Source organism: Agromyces sp. CCNWLW203 (genome assembly GCF_036576125.1).
Classification (GTDB): domain Bacteria; phylum Actinomycetota; class Actinomycetes; order Actinomycetales; family Microbacteriaceae; genus Agromyces.
The window spans coordinates 19,040-38,399 of sequence record NZ_JAZHYX010000003.1; the positions used below are offsets into that span (position 1 = coordinate 19,040).

Annotated in this window: 18 protein-coding genes and 1 tRNA gene; 6 read left to right on the forward strand and 13 right to left on the reverse strand. The window is 70.0% G+C overall.

The window, feature by feature from the left end; translation table 11 throughout:
• Nucleotides 1–48 precede the first annotated feature (48 nt).
• Nucleotides 49–414: an RNA polymerase-binding protein RbpA gene (locus tag VPH61_RS08230; protein ID WP_332063026.1), complete on the forward strand. Its 366-nt coding sequence runs from the start codon at nucleotides 49–51 to the stop codon at nucleotides 412–414.
• Here VPH61_RS08230 and lnt read toward each other — a convergent pair.
• The 9 genes from lnt to VPH61_RS08275 are packed head-to-tail and all read right to left on the reverse strand — an operon-like array spanning nucleotide 411 to nucleotide 10,373.
• Nucleotides 411–2,003 (reverse strand): apolipoprotein N-acyltransferase, encoded by a 1,593-nt coding sequence (lnt, locus tag VPH61_RS08235; RefSeq protein ID WP_332063027.1) that lies wholly within the window; start codon nucleotides 2,001–2,003, stop codon nucleotides 411–413. The genes VPH61_RS08230 and lnt overlap by 4 nt on opposite strands.
• 44 nt (nucleotides 2,004–2,047) lie before the next feature.
• Nucleotides 2,048–4,480: a DEAD/DEAH box helicase gene (locus tag VPH61_RS08240; protein WP_332063028.1), complete on the reverse strand. Its 2,433-nt coding sequence runs from the start codon at nucleotides 4,478–4,480 to the stop codon at nucleotides 2,048–2,050.
• 12 nt (nucleotides 4,481–4,492) lie between these two features.
• Nucleotides 4,493–5,245 carry a twin-arginine translocase subunit TatC gene (gene tatC / locus VPH61_RS08245; RefSeq protein WP_442879085.1) on the reverse strand — a complete coding sequence of 251 codons (753 nt, stop codon included), beginning with the start codon at nucleotides 5,243–5,245 and terminating at the stop codon, nucleotides 4,493–4,495.
• A gap of 50 nt (nucleotides 5,246–5,295) precedes the next feature.
• A complete protein-coding gene (gene tatA / locus VPH61_RS08250; protein ID WP_332063030.1) occupies nucleotides 5,296–5,508 on the reverse strand; it encodes a twin-arginine translocase TatA/TatE family subunit in 213 nt (70 codons plus the stop codon).
• A gap of 38 nt (nucleotides 5,509–5,546) precedes the next feature.
• Nucleotides 5,547–6,566: a helix-turn-helix transcriptional regulator gene (locus tag VPH61_RS08255; RefSeq protein WP_332063031.1), complete on the reverse strand. Its 1,020-nt coding sequence runs from the start codon at nucleotides 6,564–6,566 to the stop codon at nucleotides 5,547–5,549.
• Complete coding sequence (locus VPH61_RS08260) at nucleotides 6,566–7,600, reverse strand: helix-turn-helix transcriptional regulator (RefSeq protein WP_332063032.1); 1,035 nt, start codon at nucleotides 7,598–7,600, stop codon at nucleotides 6,566–6,568. Before VPH61_RS08260 ends, VPH61_RS08255 begins: the two co-directional genes overlap by 1 nt.
• 50 nt (nucleotides 7,601–7,650) lie before the next feature.
• Entirely contained in the window at nucleotides 7,651–8,589 is a 939-nt protein-coding gene (locus tag VPH61_RS08265) for an FKBP-type peptidyl-prolyl cis-trans isomerase (RefSeq protein WP_332063033.1), read from the reverse strand.
• A 42-nt stretch (nucleotides 8,590–8,631) separates the two neighbouring features.
• Nucleotides 8,632–9,702 (reverse strand): tRNA (adenine-N1)-methyltransferase, encoded by a 1,071-nt coding sequence (locus VPH61_RS08270; RefSeq protein ID WP_332063034.1) that lies wholly within the window; start codon nucleotides 9,700–9,702, stop codon nucleotides 8,632–8,634.
• Complete coding sequence (locus VPH61_RS08275) at nucleotides 9,699–10,373, reverse strand: HAD family hydrolase (protein WP_332063035.1); 675 nt, start codon at nucleotides 10,371–10,373, stop codon at nucleotides 9,699–9,701. The genes VPH61_RS08270 and VPH61_RS08275 overlap by 4 nt, the downstream gene beginning before the upstream one ends.
• 75 nt (nucleotides 10,374–10,448) lie before the next feature.
• On the opposite strand from VPH61_RS08275, the gene VPH61_RS08280 reads away from it, so the two are divergent.
• Together VPH61_RS08280 and VPH61_RS08285 are read left to right on the forward strand one after the other, a co-directional pair.
• Complete coding sequence (locus VPH61_RS08280; protein ID WP_332063036.1) at nucleotides 10,449–11,357, forward strand: PAC2 family protein; 909 nt, start codon at nucleotides 10,449–10,451, stop codon at nucleotides 11,355–11,357.
• A gap of 38 nt (nucleotides 11,358–11,395) precedes the next feature.
• The gene (locus VPH61_RS08285; protein WP_332063037.1) at nucleotides 11,396–12,169 is read left to right on the forward strand and encodes an SDR family NAD(P)-dependent oxidoreductase; all 774 of its coding nucleotides are present in this window, start codon (nucleotides 11,396–11,398) and stop codon (nucleotides 12,167–12,169) included.
• Nucleotides 12,170–12,199: 30 nt separating this feature from the next.
• Here the strand turns inward: VPH61_RS08285 and VPH61_RS08290 are convergent, their stop codons facing one another.
• Both VPH61_RS08290 and VPH61_RS08295 read right to left on the reverse strand, forming a co-directional pair.
• Nucleotides 12,200–13,027, reverse strand: a complete 828-nt coding sequence (locus VPH61_RS08290; protein WP_332063038.1) for an undecaprenyl-diphosphate phosphatase — start codon at nucleotides 13,025–13,027, stop codon at nucleotides 12,200–12,202.
• A 40-nt stretch (nucleotides 13,028–13,067) separates the two neighbouring features.
• Entirely contained in the window at nucleotides 13,068–14,393 is a 1,326-nt protein-coding gene (locus VPH61_RS08295) for a M20/M25/M40 family metallo-hydrolase (protein ID WP_332063039.1), read from the reverse strand.
• A gap of 113 nt (nucleotides 14,394–14,506) precedes the next feature.
• Between VPH61_RS08295 and VPH61_RS08300 the strand changes: the two genes are divergently transcribed.
• Nucleotides 14,507–14,590 (forward strand) — tRNA-Leu (locus VPH61_RS08300).
• A 94-nt stretch (nucleotides 14,591–14,684) separates the two neighbouring features.
• Here the strand turns inward: VPH61_RS08300 and VPH61_RS08305 are convergent.
• Both VPH61_RS08305 and VPH61_RS08310 read right to left on the reverse strand, forming a co-directional pair.
• Nucleotides 14,685–16,178, reverse strand: a complete 1,494-nt coding sequence (locus VPH61_RS08305; protein WP_332063040.1) for a hypothetical protein — start codon at nucleotides 16,176–16,178, stop codon at nucleotides 14,685–14,687.
• A complete protein-coding gene (locus VPH61_RS08310) occupies nucleotides 16,175–16,801 on the reverse strand; it encodes an ABC transporter ATP-binding protein (protein WP_332063041.1) in 627 nt (208 codons plus the stop codon). The genes VPH61_RS08305 and VPH61_RS08310 overlap by 4 nt, the downstream gene beginning before the upstream one ends.
• Nucleotides 16,802–16,981: 180 nt before the next feature.
• Here VPH61_RS08310 and VPH61_RS08315 point away from each other — a divergent pair, with 180 nt between their 5' ends.
• Both VPH61_RS08315 and VPH61_RS08320 read left to right on the forward strand, forming a co-directional pair.
• On the forward strand, nucleotides 16,982–17,734 hold the full coding sequence (locus tag VPH61_RS08315; protein ID WP_332063042.1) for a hypothetical protein: 753 nt from the start codon (nucleotides 16,982–16,984) through the stop codon (nucleotides 17,732–17,734).
• Nucleotides 17,734–19,344, forward strand: coding sequence for a DNA polymerase Y family protein (locus tag VPH61_RS08320; RefSeq protein ID WP_332063043.1), 1,611 nt, complete (start codon nucleotides 17,734–17,736; stop codon nucleotides 19,342–19,344). Before VPH61_RS08315 ends, VPH61_RS08320 begins: the two co-directional genes overlap by 1 nt.
• Nucleotides 19,345–19,360 lie beyond the last annotated feature (16 nt).

The following is a 19,360-nucleotide window of genomic DNA, read 5'->3' on the forward strand; positions in this document are numbered from 1 at the left end:
CGCCCAGCTTGATCGTTTAGACATGTAGACGAGCGAGAGGAGTACGCCATGGCGGACAGGAGCCTTCGAGGCATGCGCATCGGCGCACAGAGCCTGCAGAGTGAAGACGGCGTGGTGTTCGCCGATCGTGCGGAGTACACCTATCGCTGCGAGGCCTGCGGACGCGAGACCGTGATGACGTTCTCGACCGAGGCCGAACTGCCCGAGTCGTGGGAGTGCAAGCACTGCGGAGCATCCGCTGTGCTGCTCGTCGACTCGAAGCCGGTCGAGATCGACCGCTCGGGCGAGAAGATCGCCCGCACCCACTGGGACATGCTGCTCGAGCGGCGTACGCGCGCCGAGCTCGAAGAGCTGCTCGAAGAGCGACTCAGCTACCTGCGCGCGCGTCGCGGTCAGCAGAAGATCGGCGCTTAGGCCACTTCCCCGGCGACGTCATCACCGACAGCGTCTTCACCGACGAGGTCATCGCCGTCGCGGTCGCGAGACCGACGGCGGGCGATGAAACCGGCGGCGATGAGTGCTGCCAGCGAACCGATCACGATCACGCCGGGCACGCTCGCACCGAGCACCACCGAGGGCGTCAGCCCGTCGCGGAGCTCGACGTCGGTGACCATCGCGCCCGGTTCGTATGCCGGCAGCGAGTCGATCGTGCGGCCTGATGCGTCGATCACCTGGCTCGTGCCCACGGTCGAGATGTTCACGACCGAGCGACCCGTCTCGATCGCCCGGAGCCGCGCGATCGCGAGTTGCTGCTGGTTCTCATCGGTGCCGCGGAAGTCCGCATTGTTGGTCTGGAACATGTAGAGCTGCGCACCGTCGCGCGCGCCCTCCCAGACGACGTCATCGTAGATGACGTCGAAGCAGATCGCGAGACCGGTGACGGCGTCACCGAGATCGAAGACCGGAGCGTTCGTACCGGGCGTGTATCCACGCTGCACGAGACCGATCAGGTCGGGTGCGAGGGCGTACCAGAAGTCCCGGTCGGGGATGTATTCGCCGAACGGCACCGGATGCCGCTTGTCGTAGATCTCGACGGCGCCCTCCCCCGCGCGCCACAGCATCGACGTGTTGAAGTACTCCTCGCCGCGCAACGTCACGGTGTTGAGCACGAGCGGTGCATCGAGGTCTTCGCTCAGCCGATCGAAGATGCGAGCGACCGACTCGCTGCGCGTCGGATCGATGTCGGATCCGCCCTCGGGCCAGAGCAGCACATCGATGCCGGGCTCGTCGAGGATCGGCTCGGTCGCCGAGAGCTGCGCGGCCAGCACGTCACCGGGCTCCCGCTCATCGAAGTAGCCCGACGGCCCGTTGCCCTGCACGCTCGCGACGCGGAGCTCGCCGGCCGGCGATGTCTGCCATGCCGGCACGAGCATCGAGACGGCGAGGAGCCCCGCGACGGGCAGCACGGTGACGGGTCTCCGCCACCCAGCGAGCCGCACCCACTCGATGACACCGGCCACGATCGCCACCATGACGAAGCTCAGTCCGGTCGACCCGGCCCACGACACGACCTGGGCGAACGGGCTCTCAGACTGGCTGAGCGCCGCACGACCCCACGGGAACCCGCCGTACGGAATGGTGCCGATCGCGGCCTCGCGCACGCACCAGAGCCCAGCGATGAGCAATGGCAGGGCGATCAGCCGGATCCACCGTGACGGGCTCACTCGCGGGAGCCATCGATACGCGAGGGCGATCAGCACGCTGCCGGCCGCCACGATGAGCGCCTCGAGCACCGAGAGCGCGAGCCAGGGCACCGGGCCCAGGTAGAGCGAGGTCCACGACACCTGCAGCAGGTAGAACGAGAGCCCGAAGACGAAGCCGACGAGTGCGGCACCCCATGACGAGCGCCCGATCAGGCTGACGAGTGCGAGTGCGATGCCGACGAAGGCGAGCGGCCAGATGCTCGCGCCCGGGAAGCCGAGGTCGTAGGAGAACCCGCCGGCTGCGGCCGCGAGCACCGCGCCCCAGAGCGGCAGGACGGGGCGATGGGCGTTCTCGGGCACCAGATCAGCCTAAGCGACCGCGGAGGCCGCTCACGCGGTACCGCTCACGCGGGTGCGCCGTAGGCGACGACCCCGCGCCGCACCGCGTCGATTGCGGAGCGCGCCGTCGCCCCGAGCTCGGCATCGGCGACGATCGAGATCTGGTCGAGCAGGTCGACCACCTGCTTCGAGAGCCGCACGAAGTCGCCGGCGGCGAGCTCCGTGTCGGCGAGGACCGTGCCGAGCCCCGTGCCGCGCGCCCACGAGTGCATCGCCGACGCGAGTGCCGGCGAGGGCACCTCGCTGCCGGGCAGCCGGTGATCGCGCTCGATGTCGTCGAGCACCGCCCAGGTGTCGGTCGTGCGTTCGAAGGCCTCGCGGAACCGGCCGCGCGGCAATCGGTATTCGACGTTGCTGTCATCGCGCCGCGGCTCGTAGACGAGCGCAGCGGCCATCGCCGCGATGCCAGGCTCATCGAGACCGTCCCAGATGCCGCGACGCAGGCACTCGGCCACGAGCAGGTCGCGTTCGCCGTAGATGCGCTTCAAGATGCGCCCAGACGAGGTCGAGACGAGCGCACCGGATGCGTCGCGGTCGAGGTACCCCAATGACTCGAGCACCTCGGTGACCCGGTCGAACCGCTTCGCGACCTGGCCGGTGCGGGTTCTGATCTGCCGGGAGAGCTGCTCGTGCTCCGTCTTCAGCCGCCACCAGCGCTCCGCCCAGCGGGCGTGCGATTCTCGCTCGGCGCAGCCGTGGCAGGGATGCGCGCGCATCGCCTTGCGAGCCGACGTGAGCTCACGCTGCATCCGATCGCGCTGCGCATGGGTCGGGTTGCCCTTCGACGACTGCCGCTCGATCTCGCCGATGCGGCGCCGCAGGGCGGCGTACTCGCCGAAGTCGCCGAGGTGGCAGCTCATCGCCTGCTCGAAGCCTGCCATCGACTCCTCCTGCTTGCGCAGGGTGCGTGCCAGGTCGACGACCGCCCGGTCGGCTTGGAACTGCGCGAACGAGAGCTCGAGGATCTGACGGGTGCGCTCGCGGCCGAACTGGTCGATGAGGTTGACGGCCATGTTGTACGTGGGGCGGAAGCTCGAGTTGAGCGGGTAACTGCGTCGTGAGGCGAGCGACGCCACCGCCTCGGGATCGAGGCCGTCGACCCACTGGATGACCGAATGGCCTTCGATGTCGATGCCGCGGCGGCCGGCACGCCCGGTGAGCTGGGTGTACTCCCCCGGCGTGATCGGCACTCGGGCCTCGCCGTTGAACTTCTCGAGCTTCTCGAGCACCACCGAACGCGCGGGCATGTTGACGCCGAGCGCGAGCGTCTCGGTCGCGAAGACGACCTTCAGGAGCTTCAGCTGGAAGAGCTCCTCGACGATCTCCTTGAACGCCGGGAGCATGCCGGCATGGTGGGCCGCGACGCCGCGCTCGAGGCCCTCGAGCCACTCCCAGTAGCCGAGCACCGCGAGATCCTCGTCGCGGAGCATCCGAGCGCGCGACTCGACGATCTCCCGGATCTCGGTGCGCTCCGCCGCTTCGGTGAGTCGTATACCGCTGCGCAGCACTTGGCGCACCGCCTGATCGCACCCGGCACGCGAGAAGATGAACACGATCGCCGGCAGCAAGTTCTTGCCCTGCAGCATGGCGACGACCTCGGGGCGATCGGCCCGGCCGTTGCCGCTCCGCGCGTCTCGGTGGTAGCGACCACGATCGCCGCCGCGCTGCCCCCGGGTCGAACGGCCGGAGATCGAGCGCCCGCCGGCACGCGCGAGCTGTTTGAGCTCGGGATTCACCCGGTTCGTCGCCGCCTGCCCCGAGGAGTCGAAGAGGTCGAGCATCTTCGACTTCACGATGACGTGCTGCTCGAGCGGCACCGGGCGCTCCTCGGAGACGATCACGTCGGTGTCGCCCCTCACCGCCTGCAACCAGTCGCCGAACTCCTCGGCGTTCGAGACGGTGGCCGACAGCGAGACGAGCCGCACCGCCTCGGGGAGGTGGATGATGACTTCCTCCCACACGGCCCCGCGGAACCGGTCGGCGAGGTAGTGCACCTCGTCCATGACGACGTACGCGAGCCGCTCGAGGAGCGGCGAGTCGGCGTAGAGCATGTTGCGCAGCACCTCGGTCGTCATCACGACGATGCGGGCGCCCGAGTTGATGTTCGTGTCGCCGGTGAGGAGGCCGACCGACTCCGCGCCCCAGGCTTCGACGAACTCCTGGTACTTCTGGTTCGAGAGCGCCTTGATCGGCGTCGTGTAGAAGACCTTCTCGCCCTGCTCCTGCATGGCGAGGAACACCGCGAACTCGGCGACCACCGTCTTGCCCGCGCCGGTCGGCGCAGCGACGAGCACGCTCCGCCCTTCGTCGAGCGCACCGCACGCGGCGAGCTGGAACGGGTCGAGGTCGAATCGCTGACCCGCGACGAAGTCGGCGAGACGCGGCTGGCGGCGCTGCTGGCGAGACAGCGCGTAGCGCTCGGCCGGCGAGAGGCTCATCACCCCTCCAGCCTAGACAGGCTCCCCGAATTCGAGGAGGTTGCGGCGCGCGACACGGCGATCATGCAGGTGCGCGATGAACCAGGCCAGGAAGTAGAGCGCGATCATCGGGATGGCGAGCATGAACATCGAGACGACATCGGCCGACGGCGTCGCGATCGCGGTGAACAGCACGATCACGAGGATCGCGACCCGCCACGACTTGATGATCGCCGCAGCGCTGATCACACCCGCGAAGTTCAGCAGCACGATGAACACCGGCACCACGAACGCGATGCCGATCGCGACGACGAGCTTCAGCACGAAGTCGTAGTACTCCTTCGCCGTGAGCAGCGACTCAGCGCCATCGGGAACGAAGCTCATCATGAGCTTCACGATGTTCGGCAGCACGAACCAGCCGGCGGCGCAGCCCGCGAAGAACAACGGGATCGCACTCGCGAAGAACGCGAGCGTGAAGCGTCGCTCCTTCTTGTTCAGCCCCGGCACCAGGAACGCGAAGATCTGGTAGAGCCAGACCGGACTCGAGAGCACGAGGCCGAGCGTGAAGGCCACCTGCAGTCGCAGGTCGAACGCACTCGAAATGGTCGGGAAGATGACCGCCGCGTCGTTGCCCTGCGCCTCGGCGACCCGTGTCACGGGATCCTGAATCGCCTCCCAGATGAATGCATCCGTGAGCCACCAGCCGAGGCCGGCACCCACGACGATCGCGATCGCCGAGATGAAGAGGCGCTTGCGGAGCTCGATCAGATGCTGACCGAGCGACATCCGCTTCTCGCGGTCCTTCTCGCCGCGATCTTTCACCGCGGTCACCGTGGTCAGGAGTTCTTGCCGGAATCCGGCCCGTCGGCCTTGGGCGTCTCGTCGCCGCTCGCGTCGGGATCGGACTTGTCGGAACGAACCTCGGTCTTGAGGATCTTCATCGACTGGCCGAGGCTACGGGCGAGCGCGGGAAGCTTGGGAGCTCCGAAGAGCAACAGGATGACCACGAGGATGATCAGCGCGTGCCAACCAGTGAAGCCTTGCCACATGGGGGTTCGTCCGTTTCGTCGGTGAGGGTGACGACAGTCTACCTGTCGTCGATGTCAGGCTCGTGCCGCCCGACATCGGAAGGATCGGAATCAGCGTAGCCTGCCAGGCCCGCTGCCGCCCACTCCGCGACCACGGCGCGAGCCTCGGCCGGCGCCACCACGGTCACGAGGCCGGGCAGCCCCGCCACGAGACGCTTGAGCCCGTGCACGTGCGCGAGGCGCAGCGTCACCCGCAGACGCCCGTCGACCTGCTCGGTGCGCGAGTCGGCGAGGTAGTCGGCGAGCAGCGGCAGCGTCTCGGGGGCCACGTCGACGACCACGTCGAGGTCGGACTCGGAACCCTGGAAGAGCGTGTCGGGCACCGTGCGGTCGGAGTGGTCGTCGACCGGTGCGTCGGAGACGATCAGATCGCTCATGCGATCGACCCGGAAGTTGCGCACGTCTTCACGCGTGTGGCAGTAGGCCTGCAGGTACCAGTCGGCGTCCTGCGACAGGATGCGCAGCGGATCGACCCGGCGACGGCCCGCGACGCCGAGGGCGTTGCGGTAGTCGAACTCGAGCTGCCGGCCGCCCGTCACCGCCTCGCGAATGCGTGAGAGCGAGGCATCCGCTTCGGATTCGGCGACGGCGAGTCGACTGGGTGCAGCGGATGCCCCGGCCGTGAGCTTCGCCATGAGTGACGCGAGCGCGGCCCGACCCGAGTTCTCGGGCGAGGCGGAGAGGTACTGCAGCCCGGCGATCAGCGCGGCGGCCTCGCGCGCCGAGAGACGTGGCGCGTCGTCGATCGCGACGTGGTGCACGATGACGATGACATCTTCGTCTTCGAAGGAATCCCAGTCGATGTCGAAGAGGTCGTTCGGCTGGTAGGTACCGGTCTCACCGGGCAGGCCCGAGGTCGCGATCAGTCGAACGGCGTGCCGGATCTCGTCTTCGGAGAGCCCGAAGTGGGCCGCGGCCTCTGCGACGTCGACGACGCGCTGCTCGAGCAGGTACGGCACGAACGAGAGCAGGAACACGAGCTTGTCGGGCGCCTTCAACGGCTTCGGGCGTTTGGCCATCATCGCTCCCCTGCATCGTCGGATGCTGAATCGTGCGCCGCCGCGACCGCGCGGAGCCGCTCGCGAACCGCATCGCGCAGGTTCGCGGGCGAGAGCACGCGGACTTCGGGACCATACGCGGCCAGCTCGTCGGCGAACACGGCGGCGTCCGTGTAGTGCAAGCGGATGACCCCGGCGTCTTCGTCGCCCTCGATCGCCCGCTTGCCGAGCCGCACCTCGGCGTCGCTGCCGCCGGTGACGGCGAGATCGGCGACGTTGCGCTGATGCAGCTCCTGCAGCTCGGCGATGATGCGGTCTTGAATGCCGAGCGGCGGAGCCTCGAAGCTCGAACCGGGCACGGGAACGACCTCGCCGATGATGCGCGAGAGCAGGAAGGTACGCGAGTCAGCTGCATCGTGATCGAAGGCGTGCAGGTGCCAGCGGCCGTCGTGCAGCACCACGGCGAGCGGGTCGACCGTGCGCAGGCGCGGCTCTGACTCGCCGGGCTTGAAGTAGCGGAACCGCACCGACTGCCGACGATCGAGCGCCTGCCGCAACGGCTCGAACGCCGCATCGCGCACCCGGAGGCGAGGGGCGTAGCCGATCACCGGCTCGCGCGGCTCGATGCCGAGTGAACGGAGCTTCGTGAGCGCGCGCTGCGAGTCGGCGGAGAGCGACGCCTCGCGCCAGACCTCGGCGGCGAGGCCGAGCAGCGCGAGCTCGTCGGGCGTGAACCGCACGTCGGCGGGCAGGTCGTACTGCCCCTTGGGGATGCGGTAGCGCAGCGCCTGGTTGTCGCCCGGCCGGTCGGGCGACTCGACGGTCTCGAGCGGGATGCCGAGCTCGCGGATGTCGTCTTTGTCGCGCTCGAACTGACGCTCGAGGTTCGCGTTCTGACCGGCGGAGTCGAATCGCTCGGCGTAGCCGCGGACCGTGGAGAGGATCTCGGACTTCAAGAGCCCGGTCTCGGTCGCGAGCAATGCCAGCACGAGGCTGAACAGGCGATCCTCGACCGGGATCTTCGACTCGCCCTTGTTCACTCCGCCGCTCGCCACACGTGCGATCTTACTGAACCGCGGTGACGGCGAGGGTCGCCGCGACGGGCTCAGAGCACGCCCAGGATGTCGATCACGTAGAACAACGTGGCACCCGGGGGCACGTTGGCGTTGCCCTGGTCACCGAAGCCGGCGCTCGGCGGCACGACGACCGCGACCTGCGAGCCGACCTTCTGGCCGATGACCGCCTCGGAGAAGCCCTGCGGCATCTGGCCGCCCTCGTCGTCGGTGACGGTCACGATGGTCGGGGCGCCGTTGGGCCAGGTCGAGTCCTCCAGCACCGTGCTGTCGTCCCAGGTCACGCCCGTGTAGTGCACGACGACCGCGTCACCGGACTCCACGACCTCGCCCGAGCCCTCTTTCAGGACCTCGACCTCGGTGGTCTCGAACGGGTCGGCGTTCGGCACCGTGATGCCCGGGCGGCCGTCGGGCGCCAGCACCACTGCGGGGAAGCCGTCGCGGCTGAGACGCACCGCGCCGTCGGCGCGAGCGGGGAAGGCGCGTTGCACGTCGAAGACCGCAACGAGGCTCTCGCGGCCCTCGGCGCCACTCGGGTCCTCCGAAGGCCTGATGGCCTCTTCGGACGGCGCCACCACGACGACCCGGGATCCCTCTCGGGCGCAGCTGAGGCCCTTCGTGAACGCGATCAACGTGTCGCCGCCGAGCGCGAGCGGCGCCGGATCGTCGTCGTAGCCGATCGCCTGCACCAGTTCACCGGTCGACCCGTTGAAGAGCGACGCGCCGAGCATGACGAGCTGGCCCTCTTGGAGGAACTCGCCCTCGCCCTCGATGACCTCCGTGCACTGCGTCTCTTCGGGCGCGAGTGGCGACGGGAACTCGACACGGGGCTCCTCGCCGAATTCGCCAGTCACCGTGACCGCGTTCGAGGAATCACCGGATCCCGTGTCGGGCGTCGGCGCCGAAGCGCACCCCGACAGGGTCAGGGCGATGATGCCGGCCGTGGCGATGAGCGCGAATGACGAGCGCACTGATCCTCGATTCTTGGGTGATCGGTGAGGGGCGATGAAAGCCTACCCGCCCTGACCGGACGGCTCCGTCTCGGGCGATGCCGGGTCTGGTGCGTCGGCGACGTCGGTCGCGTCCACCGCGATCGGCTCGTCGCCTGCGCGCGAACGGGTGGCCGCGGCATCCGCTTGCCTGACGCGCTTGCGCAGGCTCTTGTCGCTCACGTTGCGCTCGCCGAGCGCGCCCGGGGTCCAGGCCTCGAAGTCCTCATCGCTGAACTCCGTCTTCGACGGGCGACGCTTCAGCTCGGGCAGGATCGTGTCGGGCGCGAGGCGACGGGCCGTGATGAGGAAGCCCGTGTGCGCGATCATGCGGTGGTCGGGCCGAACGGCGAGTCCCTGCACGTGCCAGCCGCGCACCATCGTCTCGGACGACTGCGGCTCGGTGTACTCGCCGGTGGCTCGGATCGCCTCGGCGACGCGCGAGAGCTGGGTGGCGGTGGCGATGTAGCAGAGCAGCACGCCGCCGGGCTTCAGCGCCGCCGAGACCGACGGCAGGCACTCCCAGGGCGCGAGCATGTCGAGCACGACACGGTCGACGGATGCCTCGTCGACCGTCTCTGGCAGCACCTCTGCGAGGTCGCCGAGCGTGATCGACCAGTTCTCGGGGTCGGCGCCGTGGAAGGTGGCGATGTTGGCACGCGCGACGCTCGCGAAGTCGTCGCGACGCTCGAAGGAGTACAGGTGACCGGCAGGGCCGATCGCGCGGAGCAGCCAGAGCGAGAGCGCGCCCGAGCCGACACCGGCCTCGACCACCTTGGCGCCCGGGAAGATGTCGGCCTGCGCGAGGATCTGCGCGGCGTCCTTCGGGTAGACGATCGCGGCGCCGCGCGGCATCGACATGACGAAGTCGGTGAGCAGCGGACGGAGCGCGAGGTACTCGACGCCCGCCTGGTTGGCGACGACCGAGCCGTCGGGCCGGCCGATCAGGTCGTCGTGCGCGAGGAGGCCCTTGTGCGAGTGGAAGTGCTGACCCGGCTGGAGGGTGATCGTGTGCAGTCGGCCCTTGGGGCCCGTCAGCTGTACGCGGTCGCCCACGCGGAACGGGCCGCTCTGCTCGCCTCGACTCTCGATCATGCGGTGACCTCGCGAACCAGGAGGAGTGCTGCGACGTCGGCGACGCTCATGCCGTCGAGCGTGGGCCACAGGGCGGCGGAGGGCAGGCCGTCGAGCGGGATGAGGTTGGGCACGGCCAGGGCGACCGCACCGGATGCGAATGCCGAGGCCAGGCCGGGGGGCGAGTCCTCGATGGCGACGCAGTCGGCGATGTCGACGCCGAGCTCGGCCGCAGCGGTGAGGTAGGGCTCGGGGTGCGGCTTCGCGTTCTCGACGCTGTCGCCGGAGACGATCACGTCGAACGCCTCGAACGGGATGGCGGCGACGATGTCGTCGGCCATCGAACGGATCGACATGGTCACGAGGGCGGTGGGCACGGATGCCTCGCGGAGCGCCTGCAGCAACTCGCGGGCGCCGGGCCGCCAGGGCACGCCGTGCGACTCGAGCTGTTCGCGCACCCGGTTCGTGAGGCGCGCAACGATGTCATCGGCCTCGAGAGCCACGCCTCGCAGCTGGAAGAACTCCGCCGACTCCCAGAGCCCGCTGCCGACGAGCGCGAGGGCGTCGTCGTGGCCCCACGGGAGGCCGAAGGCCTCCATCATCTCCGTCTCGGCGGCCATCCAGTACTGCTCGGTGTCGACAAGGGTGCCGTCCATGTCCCAGAGGACTGCGGCGGGGAGGCGAGTGGTCACAACCGACAAGTCTACGGGCACGGCCTATTGTGGAGGTGAACCCGGAGATCCGGGGCGGGAAGCGGGGCACCAGGAGTGAATCAGCCGGCCGGTTTCGAGGGCGGAAGGCTGCTCGTCGTCGCATTCGAGGGATGGAACGACGCCGGAGAGGCGGCGACCGGGGCAGCGAAGCTCCTCGTCGAGCGACTCGGCCTCGTCGAGAAGGCCGCCGTCGACCCCGAGCTCTATTTCGACTACCAGTTCACTCGCCCGACGATCGCGCTCGGCGACGACGGCGTGCGCCGACTGGAATGGCCCGGAGCGGCGATCATGGGGCCCGGCGAGCTGCCGGCGGCCGATGACGACGACGAACGCGTCAGCGGCCCCGGCGCCGAGGCGCTGCACGTGCTCATCGGCGCCGAACCCGCCCGCAGCTGGAAGGGCTTCGCGGCCGAGCTGATCGACGCGGCACTCGCCGCCGACATCGAGGGAATCGTGCTGCTCGGGGCAATGCTCGCCGACGCGCCGCACACGAGGCCGCTCTCGGTCTTCGCCTCGAGCGAGAACCCAGACGTGCGCTCGGCGCTCGGCGTCGAGCGCTCGAACTACGAGGGCCCCGTCGGCATCCTCAGCGTCATCGCCGACCAGGCCGAGCGCGTCGGCATCCCGACGGTCTCCCTCTGGGCGTCGGTGCCGCACTACGTGCACAACGCCCCGTCTCCGAAGGCGGTGCTGGCCCTCCTCGGCAAGGTCGAGGAGCTCACCGGCCTCTCGATCCCACGCGGCAGCCTCGAGGTCGACGCGAAGGCCTGGGAGGCGGGCGTCGACGCCCTCGCCTCCGAAGACGACGAGATGGCGGGCTACATCGCCCAGCTCGAGCAGGCGCGCGACGCGGTCGACGCCCCCGAGGCGAGCGGCGAGGCCATCGCGCAGGAGTTCGAGCGCTACCTCCGTCGCCGCGGCGACGGGCCGGAGGGTCGCGCAGACGGGCGTCCGACGCCCTGACCTCCTGCGACCCTTCTGCTCCGAACTAGCATTGGTGCATGGAACAGCGTCGGGCTGTGCATGTGGTCACCGGAGCAGCGGGCGGTGTCGGGCGCAGTATCGCCGAGGCACTCCTCCGGAGCGGAGCAGGGGTCGTCGTCGTCGACGTCACGCGGGCCGAATGGCTCGATGAGGTCGAGACCGCACACGGCTCGGCGATCGTCGGTGACGCGGCAGATGCCGCGGTGCTGTCGACCGTCGTCGAGCACGCACGCGAGCTCGGCGAGCTCACCGGCTGGGTCAACAACGCCGCGGTCTTCCGGGACGCCTGGCTGCATGAGGCGGGCAGCGACGCCGTGCTCGACATCATCGACGCGATCCTGAGACCGACCGTGGCCGGCGCATCGGCCGCGATCGGAGAATTCCTCCGAACGGGCATCGGCGGATCCGTCGTGAACGTGTCCTCGCATCAGGCGCAGCGCGCGGTGCGTGGCGCACTCCCCTACGCCGTGGCGAAGTCGGCGGTCGAAGGGCTGACCCGTGCCATGGCCGTCGACTACGGGCCCCGCGGCATCCGCACCAATGCCGTCGCCCTCGGCTCCATCGTGACCGACCGCTACACGCAGCATCTGGAGGGTCTCGACACCGCATCTCGTGCCGCCCTGGAACGGCAGATCGCACAGCTGCATCCACTCGGCCGTCCCGGAGAAGCCGGAGAGGTCGCGGGCGCTGTGGCGTTCCTGCTCTCCGACGCCGCATCCTTCATCAACGGCGTCGTGCTGCCGATCGACGGTGGCCGCGGCGCCAAGGGGATCGACCCCGAGGAACGCTGAGCGCTGAACACCGAGGGCGGTCGACCGGAATCAGGCGCTGAGCACTCCCGTGCCGAGGAGCACGAAGATCGTCGTGCCGAGCAGCACCCGGTAGATCACGAACGGCAGGAAGCTGCGCTTGGAGATGTAGCTCATGAAGAACGCGATCACGAGGAGCGCGACGACGAACGCGACGAGGGTCGCGGCGGCGGTCTCGATCAGGCCGTAGACGCTCGGCTCGTCGAGGCTCTTGAACAGCTGGAAGAACCCGCTGCCGAAGACCGCCGGAATCGCGAGCAGGAACGCGTAGCGCGCCGCTGCCGCCCGCTCGTAGCCGAGGAAGAGCCCCATCGTGATGGTGCCGCCCGAGCGCGAGACGCCGGGGATCAGCGCGAGCGATTGCGCGAGCCCGAAGAAGATGCCGTGCGGCACGGTCAGGTCGTCGAGCTTGCGGCGCTTCGCACCCGCCCAGTCGGCGAGGCCGAGGATGAGGCCGAACACGATGAGCATCGTCGCGACGATCCAGAGCGAGCGCAGGCTCGTCTCGATCTGGTCCTGGAAGACGATGCCGAGCACCACGATCGGCACCGAGCCGATGATGATCAGCCAGCCCATGCGTGCATCGGGGTCGTTCCGCGGCACGCGGCCGGTGAACGACCCGAACCAGTGCGAGATGATGCGCACGATGTCGCGCCAGAAGAACACCACGACCGCGGCCTCGGTGCCGAGCTGCGTGATCGCGGTGAACGCGGCTCCGGGGTCTTGAGCGCCCGGCAGGAACTCCCCCAGGATGCGCAGGTGCGCGCTCGAGGAGATCGGCAGGAACTCGGTGAGGCCCTGGACGAGGCCGAGGATGAGCGCTTCGATCACGTGGTGCATCCGCCTTCCGCCTCCGCGGAAGCAGGAGGACTGAGCTCGGTCAGTAGTCGAGGAGGAGGTCCCGCAGGACCTGCCTACCGAAGACTAATGCGTCCAGCGGCACCCGCTCGTCAACGCCGTGGAACATCGCCGGGAAGTCCAAGCCTTCTGGCAGCTTCAACGGCGCGAAGCCGTAGCCGGCGATGCCGAGCCGGCTGAGCGCCTTGTTGTCGGTGCCGCCCGAGAGCAGGTACGGGAAGACGGGAGCGCCGGGATCGTGCACGCCGAGCGTGTGCTTCACGGCATCGACGAGGGCTCCGGATGTCGCGGCCTCGAGCCCGACGTCGCGGTGCACGATCTCGACCTCGACCTCGTCGCCGACGAGCGCTCGCACCTCGGCGAGCACGGCCTCCTCCTCACCGGGCAGGGTGCGGATGTCGACGAGCGCCTCGGCGCGGTCGGGGATGACGTTGTGCTTGTAGCCCGCGGTGAGGAGCGTGGGGTTCGTGGTCGTGCGGAGGGTCGCGGTGATGAACCCCGATGCCGAGCCCGTGGCGAGTGCGAGCTCGTCGGGCGAGACCTGCTCGGGGTCGACGCCGAGCACGCCCGCGATCTCGCCGAGCAGCTCGCGCGTGGTGTCGGTGAGGCGAACCGGCCATTCGGTGCGGCCGAGCCTCGCGATGGCCTCGGCGAGCTTCGTGATCGCGTTGTCGCGGATGAGCCGCGAGCCGTGGGCGGCGGTGCCCGTCGCGACGAGGCGCACCCAGAGCAGCGACTTCTCGCCGGTCTGCAGCAGGTAGGCGCGGCGACCGCCGACCGTGATCGAGTAGCCGCCGACCTCGCTGATCGCCTCGGTGGCGCCCTCGAAGAGCTCGGGGTGGTGGTCGACGAGCCAGCCGGAGCCCGCGCCTCCCCCGGCCTCCTCGTCGGCGAAGAAGGCGACCACGAGGTCGCGCGCCGGCTGCGACCCCGAGCCGATGATGTCGCCGAGAGCGGTCAGCATCATCGCGTCCATGTCTTTCATGTCGACCGCCCCGCGGCCCCACAGCATGCCGTCTCGTACCTCGCCCGCGAAGGGGTCGACGCTCCAGTTGCGTGCGTCGGCGGGCACGACGTCGAGGTGCCCGTGCACGACCAGTGCAGGCTTCGAGGAGTCGCGGCCGGGCACGCGTGCGACGACGCTCGTGCGTCGCGGTTCGGGCTCGAAGAGCTGCGGTGCGAGCCCGAGCGCGGTCAGGCGCGCCTCGACGTATTCGGCGGCCTCTCGCTCGCCGTTGGCCCGGCCCTCGCCGTAGTTCGAGGTGTCGAAGCGGATCAGGTCGCGGGCGACGATCGCCGTCTCGTCGAGTTCTGCGTCGGAAGGGGTGCCAATGGGAGACGGGGCCATGCCACTCACGGTAGCCGGGGCATCCGTGGCTCGCCACCGTGGTCGAAGGCACCTCTGAAACCGTGCTAATGTCTTCTCTCGGGCCACCGAGTGATCGGAACGGCCTGACACGAGCGCGGGTGGCGGAAATGGCAGACGCGCTAGCTTGAGGTGCTAGTGCCCTAACGGGCGTGGGGGTTCAAGTCCCCCCTCGCGCACGCTTGTGTCGAGAAGGCCGGATCAGTTTTCTGATCCGGCCTTTTCGCATTTCCGGGAGTCGCTCCCGATCTCGGATCGCTCACCGGCGATGCATCACCCCCGGTGGCGCCAACGGTTGATTCCGACGATGACGACGGTGACGGCGACTCCGGTGAGCAGGAGCGGGGACTCGAAGGCGAGCGCCGCCGATGCGCCGGCCGACGCCGCGAGGAGAACCCCGTCCACGGCCCAGGTCATCCGCACCGCTGCACCCAGGTCGCCCATCGGCGTGGGAATCGGGGTGAGCAGTTCGGGCGGGAGCGGACCCTTCAGGGCGTTGCCGACCTGGGTGAACAGCGCGAGCAGTCCGAGCGCGAGCGCGCTGGCGAGCGGCGAGGCGGCCGGGATGCCGGTGAGGATCGAGCACACGACGGCCGCCGCCAGCAGCACGATCACGAGCACGACCAGTGGGAAGAGTGCGTGATTGGCGAGCAGCCGTTCGTCGCTGATCCCGTAGAGGGGAAAGTCCCCGGCAACGCTTGCAGCGTGCCGGATGCCGTCCGTGACCGGCCCCAAGCCTGCGAATGCGATCAGGCCTGCGGCGGCCCCGAGCAGCCAGCCGGGTGATCCGGGTGCGAACGCGAGCGTGATCAGCACCCCGCTCGCGGTGAGGGCGACGACGCCGACGACGAGACGTCCGGGCGTGCGGGCGGCACCGATCGCGTCACGGATCAGGAACGTCCACGCCAGCCCGCTCATCGGCCGGACCGCCCGGGAGCGGCGCCCGGTGTACGGCCGGCGTCGGTAGAGCGCGGCCGCCGTGGTGAAATCCATGCTCGTCACGTGGGCCGTCGCCGAGTCCCAGCGGGCAGCCTGCGCGGTCAGGACGGCGATGTCGAGCCGGTTCATCAGCACCGGCACCGCGGCGACGAGTGTCGCAGTCAGAGCGGCCAGTGCAATGAGGGTGTGCGACGAACTGGTCCCCGGGTAGGCGAGGCCGACCCAGCCCGAGGGGGTGAACGGCTGTATGACGGGAACGACGGCAGTAGTGACCCCCACCGCCAGGACGCCGAGCGCGACCGGCACTGCAGCCCGTGGGAACGCTTGGCCGGCGAGCCACGCCACCGTCGTGATGACGCCGACCATCGCGCCGACTGCCGCGAAGACTGCGACACTGAGCGGCTCGGACAGGCCGCTCATTGCAAGGCTGCCGGCGACCAGTCCGGCGACGAGCGTCGTCGTCGCGGTGACGAGCCCGCCGGCGCGCAGCACGGGGCCGCGGAACGCGCTCGAGCGGGGCAGATCGCTGACGGCGAGCGCATGAGTCGGGAACGGTGGACGAAGTGCCGGCCCGCGATCACGGCCCAGCAGCAGTGCACCCGTCCACATGCTCGAGACGACGAGCATCGTCGCTCCTGGTGCAGCAGGCGACGCGAACAGGGCGACCCCTTCCGCGCTGGTCGCGCTCAGCCACACCGCGCGGGCGAGTGGTGCCACGGTGACCAGCGCGACCATGAGGACCATGTAGACCAGGAACCCGCGGTCGCCGGCCGTACGAACGTCACGCGCACGCCAGATCCCGATCGCAGCACGCAAGCGGGCGCTCATGCAGCATCCAGCAGGAGCGTGCGATCAGCCAACCGATCCGCGAGCGAGGTGCTGTGCGTCGCGACCACGAGCGTCGCGCCGGCATCGCGCCGCGCACGCAGTGCGCGGATCACCGACTCGACATGGTCGGGGTCCAACCGCTGCTCCGGCTCGTCGAGGATCAGCACCTCGAACGGACGCGCCAGCACCAGGGCGAGGCCGAACAACTGCGTCTGCCCCGATGACAGCTCGTGGGGGAACCGTCCGTCCAGTGAATCCAGCCCCAACTCCGCAAGCACGCCGTGCGTGAGCTCCGCAGCAGCGGTGGAGTCTTCCGTCCATGTCGTCGCGACCAGGAGCACATGGTCGAGCACGGTGAGGTCGGAGGCCATCGGCGGTAAACCGATCATCGCGGCGACCCGTCGCCGGAAATCACGATCGCGCTCGATCACGCCGGCGCCGGCGATCCGCACCGTCCCGCTCGTCGGTTTCCGGGCACCGGCCAGGACGCGCAGCAATGTCGACTTGCCCGTTCCGTTCCGACCGCGCACGATCAGCGCCTCAGCGCGTTGCACCGATGTCGAGATCGGGGCCAGGAGGGTCACGTTGCCCGCGATCACGCCTACGTCGTTCACCTCGATCATGCGGCTCATCCTCTCAGATCGTGGAATCGCGCTGTGAAATCACACATCTCGGCCGGCACGATCTCGGATGCACGGTAACGCTCTCATCCGACGTCTGTCTCGAGATCGTCGGATGTTCCGGACGGTCGGCACTCTCGACTTGCCGTATTCGAACATGTGTTCGAAACTGTGAGGGTGACCATGACCGCTCCCCTCGCCCCGGCCGAAGCGCCGTCGCGCGTCGAGGAGCTGCAGGCCCGCATCAGGGGCATGCAGGCGACGCGGCTCGACTCGAAGGCGGTGCCCACGCATCCCGCCTTCGAGCAGGTGCTGCCCGGCGGCAGCCTCCGCGAGGGCACCGTCGTCTCGGTCGAGGGGTCGACGACCCTGCTCATGGCGCTCCTCGCCGGCCCCTCGGCGAGCGGTCGCTGGGTCGCGGTCGCCGGCATGCCCGAGTTCGGCGTCGAGGCCGCCTCGCGGTTCGGCATCGACCTCGAGCGGCTCGCGCTCGTGCCCGACCCCGGGCGGCAGTGGCTCGCCGTGGTCGCGGCGCTCGCCGACGTCATCCCCGTGGTCGCCGTGCGACCGGTGGGCCGGGTCTCCCCCGCCGAGACCTCGCGATTGTCCGCGAGGCTCCGGCAGCGGGGCACCGTGCTGCTCGTCGCCGGCGAGTGGCCGGGCAGCGATGCGAGCCTCGGCGTCGAGGCGAGCGAATGGCACGGACTCGAGCTCGGGCACGGGCATCTCAGCGACCGCGACGTCGTCGTCTCGTCGGGCGGGCGCGGCGAGTTCGGGCGCCGCGGCCGCTCACTGCTCCGACTGCCGGGGCGCTCGCTCGAGTTCGCCGCCTCCGACGCCGAGCCGGCGCGGTCCGTCGAGACGGCGCAGCCGGGTGCGCCGGTGCCATTGGGCGCGCCGGTGCGCCTCGACGAATATGTTCGGCGGGCCGTCTGATGGCGGTCGACCTCGTACACGGCGACCCCACTCGCACGATCGTGCTCTGGTGCCCCGACTGGCCCGTGTTCGCCGCCTGCCGCGAGGCGGGCCTCGATCCCGACTCCCCCGTCGCCCTCACCGAGGGCGGGCAGATCTTCGCCTGCTCGGCCGCCGCCCGCCGAGACGGCGTGGTGCGCGGGCTGAAGCTCCGCGAGGCGCAGTACCGCTCCCCCGGGCTCACCCTGCTCGACTACGACGCCTCGCTCGACGTGCGCATCTTCGAACCGGTCGTGCGCCGCGTCGAAGAGACGGTGCCCGGGGTGCAGCTCATCCGCCCCGGCACGCTCGCGATGCGGGCCAGGGGCCCTGCGCGCTACTACGGCGGTGAGGATGCCGCGGCGCGGGCGCTGCTCGACACCGTCGCAGCGCTCGACGTGGTGGGCGCGCGAGTCGGGGTCGCCGACGGGCCGTTCGCGGCCGAGCAGGCGGCCCGTGCGGCGGCCTGGGGCACCGCCGGCGAGTCGCCCGTGGGCATCGTCGCGCCCGGGGCATCCGCTGCCTTCATCGCACCGCTGCCGGTGCGCCTCGTCGTCGATGCCCGCATCGGCACGCTGCTGAACCGACTCGGGGTGCGCACCCTCGGCGAGTTCGCGGCGTTGCCCGAGGCCGACGTGCGTCGCCGGTTCGGTGCGGCGGGCGCCTTCGCGCACGACCGGGCCTCCGGGCGCGAGCAGGCGAGGGTGCTCGCCCGAACACCGCCGCCCGAGTTCGAGGTCGCACAGGAGTTCGAGCCGCCGCTCGACCGCATCGACCAGCTCGCCTTCGCCTTCCGCGTGCGTGCCGACGAGTTCATCGAGCGCATGCGGGCGAAGCGGCTCGTGTGCACCGGCATCCGCGTCGAGATCGACGACGAGGCCGGCGGGCATTCCAGCCGCAGCTGGCTGCACCCCCGCTGGTTCACCCCCGCCGACGTCGTCGACCGGGTGCGCTGGCAACTGCAGGGCGCGGGCACCGCCGACAGCGCACTCACGCGTCCGATCGTGCGCCTGCGCGTCGTGCCCGAGCGCATCGACTCGACCGGCAACCACGAAGAGGGGCTCTGGGGCGGCGGGCCCGACGAGCGCGTGCACCACGGGCTCACGCGCGTGCAGAGCATGCTCGGCCATGATGCGGTCGTCACGGCCGCGATCGGCGGCGGCCGCATGCTCGCCGACCGGCAGGTGCTCGTGCCGTGGGGCGATCGGGCGCCCGAACGCGCCGGCTCGGGCTCCGGCACTGTCGGCACTGCCTCCGACTCGCGCGCACCGTGGCCCGGCAGCCTGCCGGCGCTCGCCCCCGCGAGCGTGTTCCGCGAGCGGCTGCCGATCGGGCTGCTCGACGGCGGGGGCGCCGTCGTCACGATCGACGCGCGCGGAGTGATCTCGGCCAGGCCCGAGCGGTTCGCGCTCGCCGGCGGCGAACCCGCTCCCGTGCGGGCCTGGGCCGGCCCCTGGCCGGTCGTCGAGCGGTGGTGGGACGCCGAGCACGCGCGGCGCGTGCACCGGTTCCAGATCGTCGACGACGACGGCTGCGCGTGGCTCCTCGTGCGCGACGACGAGGGCTGGTGGGCCGAGGCGAGGTACGACTGAGCCGAGCGACCGGTTT

Coding starts and splice junctions, on each gene's coding strand:
- VPH61_RS08305 (WP_332063040.1), bottom strand. CDS start 16,178: ATGAGCGCCCGCTTGCGTGCTGCGATCGGGATCTGGCGTGCGCGTGAC.
- VPH61_RS08290 (WP_332063038.1), bottom strand. CDS start 13,027: ATGCACCACGTGATCGAAGCGCTCATCCTCGGCCTCGTCCAGGGCCTC.
- VPH61_RS08295 (WP_332063039.1), bottom strand. CDS start 14,393: ATGGCCCCGTCTCCCATTGGCACCCCTTCCGACGCAGAACTCGACGAG.
- tatC (WP_442879085.1), bottom strand. CDS start 5,245: ATGTCGCTCGGTCAGCATCTGATCGAGCTCCGCAAGCGCCTCTTCATC.
- VPH61_RS08285 (WP_332063037.1), top strand. CDS start 11,396: ATGGAACAGCGTCGGGCTGTGCATGTGGTCACCGGAGCAGCGGGCGGT.
- VPH61_RS08255 (WP_332063031.1), bottom strand. CDS start 6,566: ATGGCCAAACGCCCGAAGCCGTTGAAGGCGCCCGACAAGCTCGTGTTC.
- VPH61_RS08230 (WP_332063026.1), top strand. CDS start 49: ATGGCGGACAGGAGCCTTCGAGGCATGCGCATCGGCGCACAGAGCCTG.
- tatA (WP_332063030.1), bottom strand. CDS start 5,508: ATGTGGCAAGGCTTCACTGGTTGGCACGCGCTGATCATCCTCGTGGTC.
- VPH61_RS08270 (WP_332063034.1), bottom strand. CDS start 9,702: ATGATCGAGAGTCGAGGCGAGCAGAGCGGCCCGTTCCGCGTGGGCGAC.
- VPH61_RS08315 (WP_332063042.1), top strand. CDS start 16,982: ATGACCGCTCCCCTCGCCCCGGCCGAAGCGCCGTCGCGCGTCGAGGAG.
- VPH61_RS08240 (WP_332063028.1), bottom strand. CDS start 4,480: ATGAGCCTCTCGCCGGCCGAGCGCTACGCGCTGTCTCGCCAGCAGCGC.
- VPH61_RS08320 (WP_332063043.1), top strand. CDS start 17,734: ATGGCGGTCGACCTCGTACACGGCGACCCCACTCGCACGATCGTGCTC.
- VPH61_RS08310 (WP_332063041.1), bottom strand. CDS start 16,801: ATGATCGAGGTGAACGACGTAGGCGTGATCGCGGGCAACGTGACCCTC.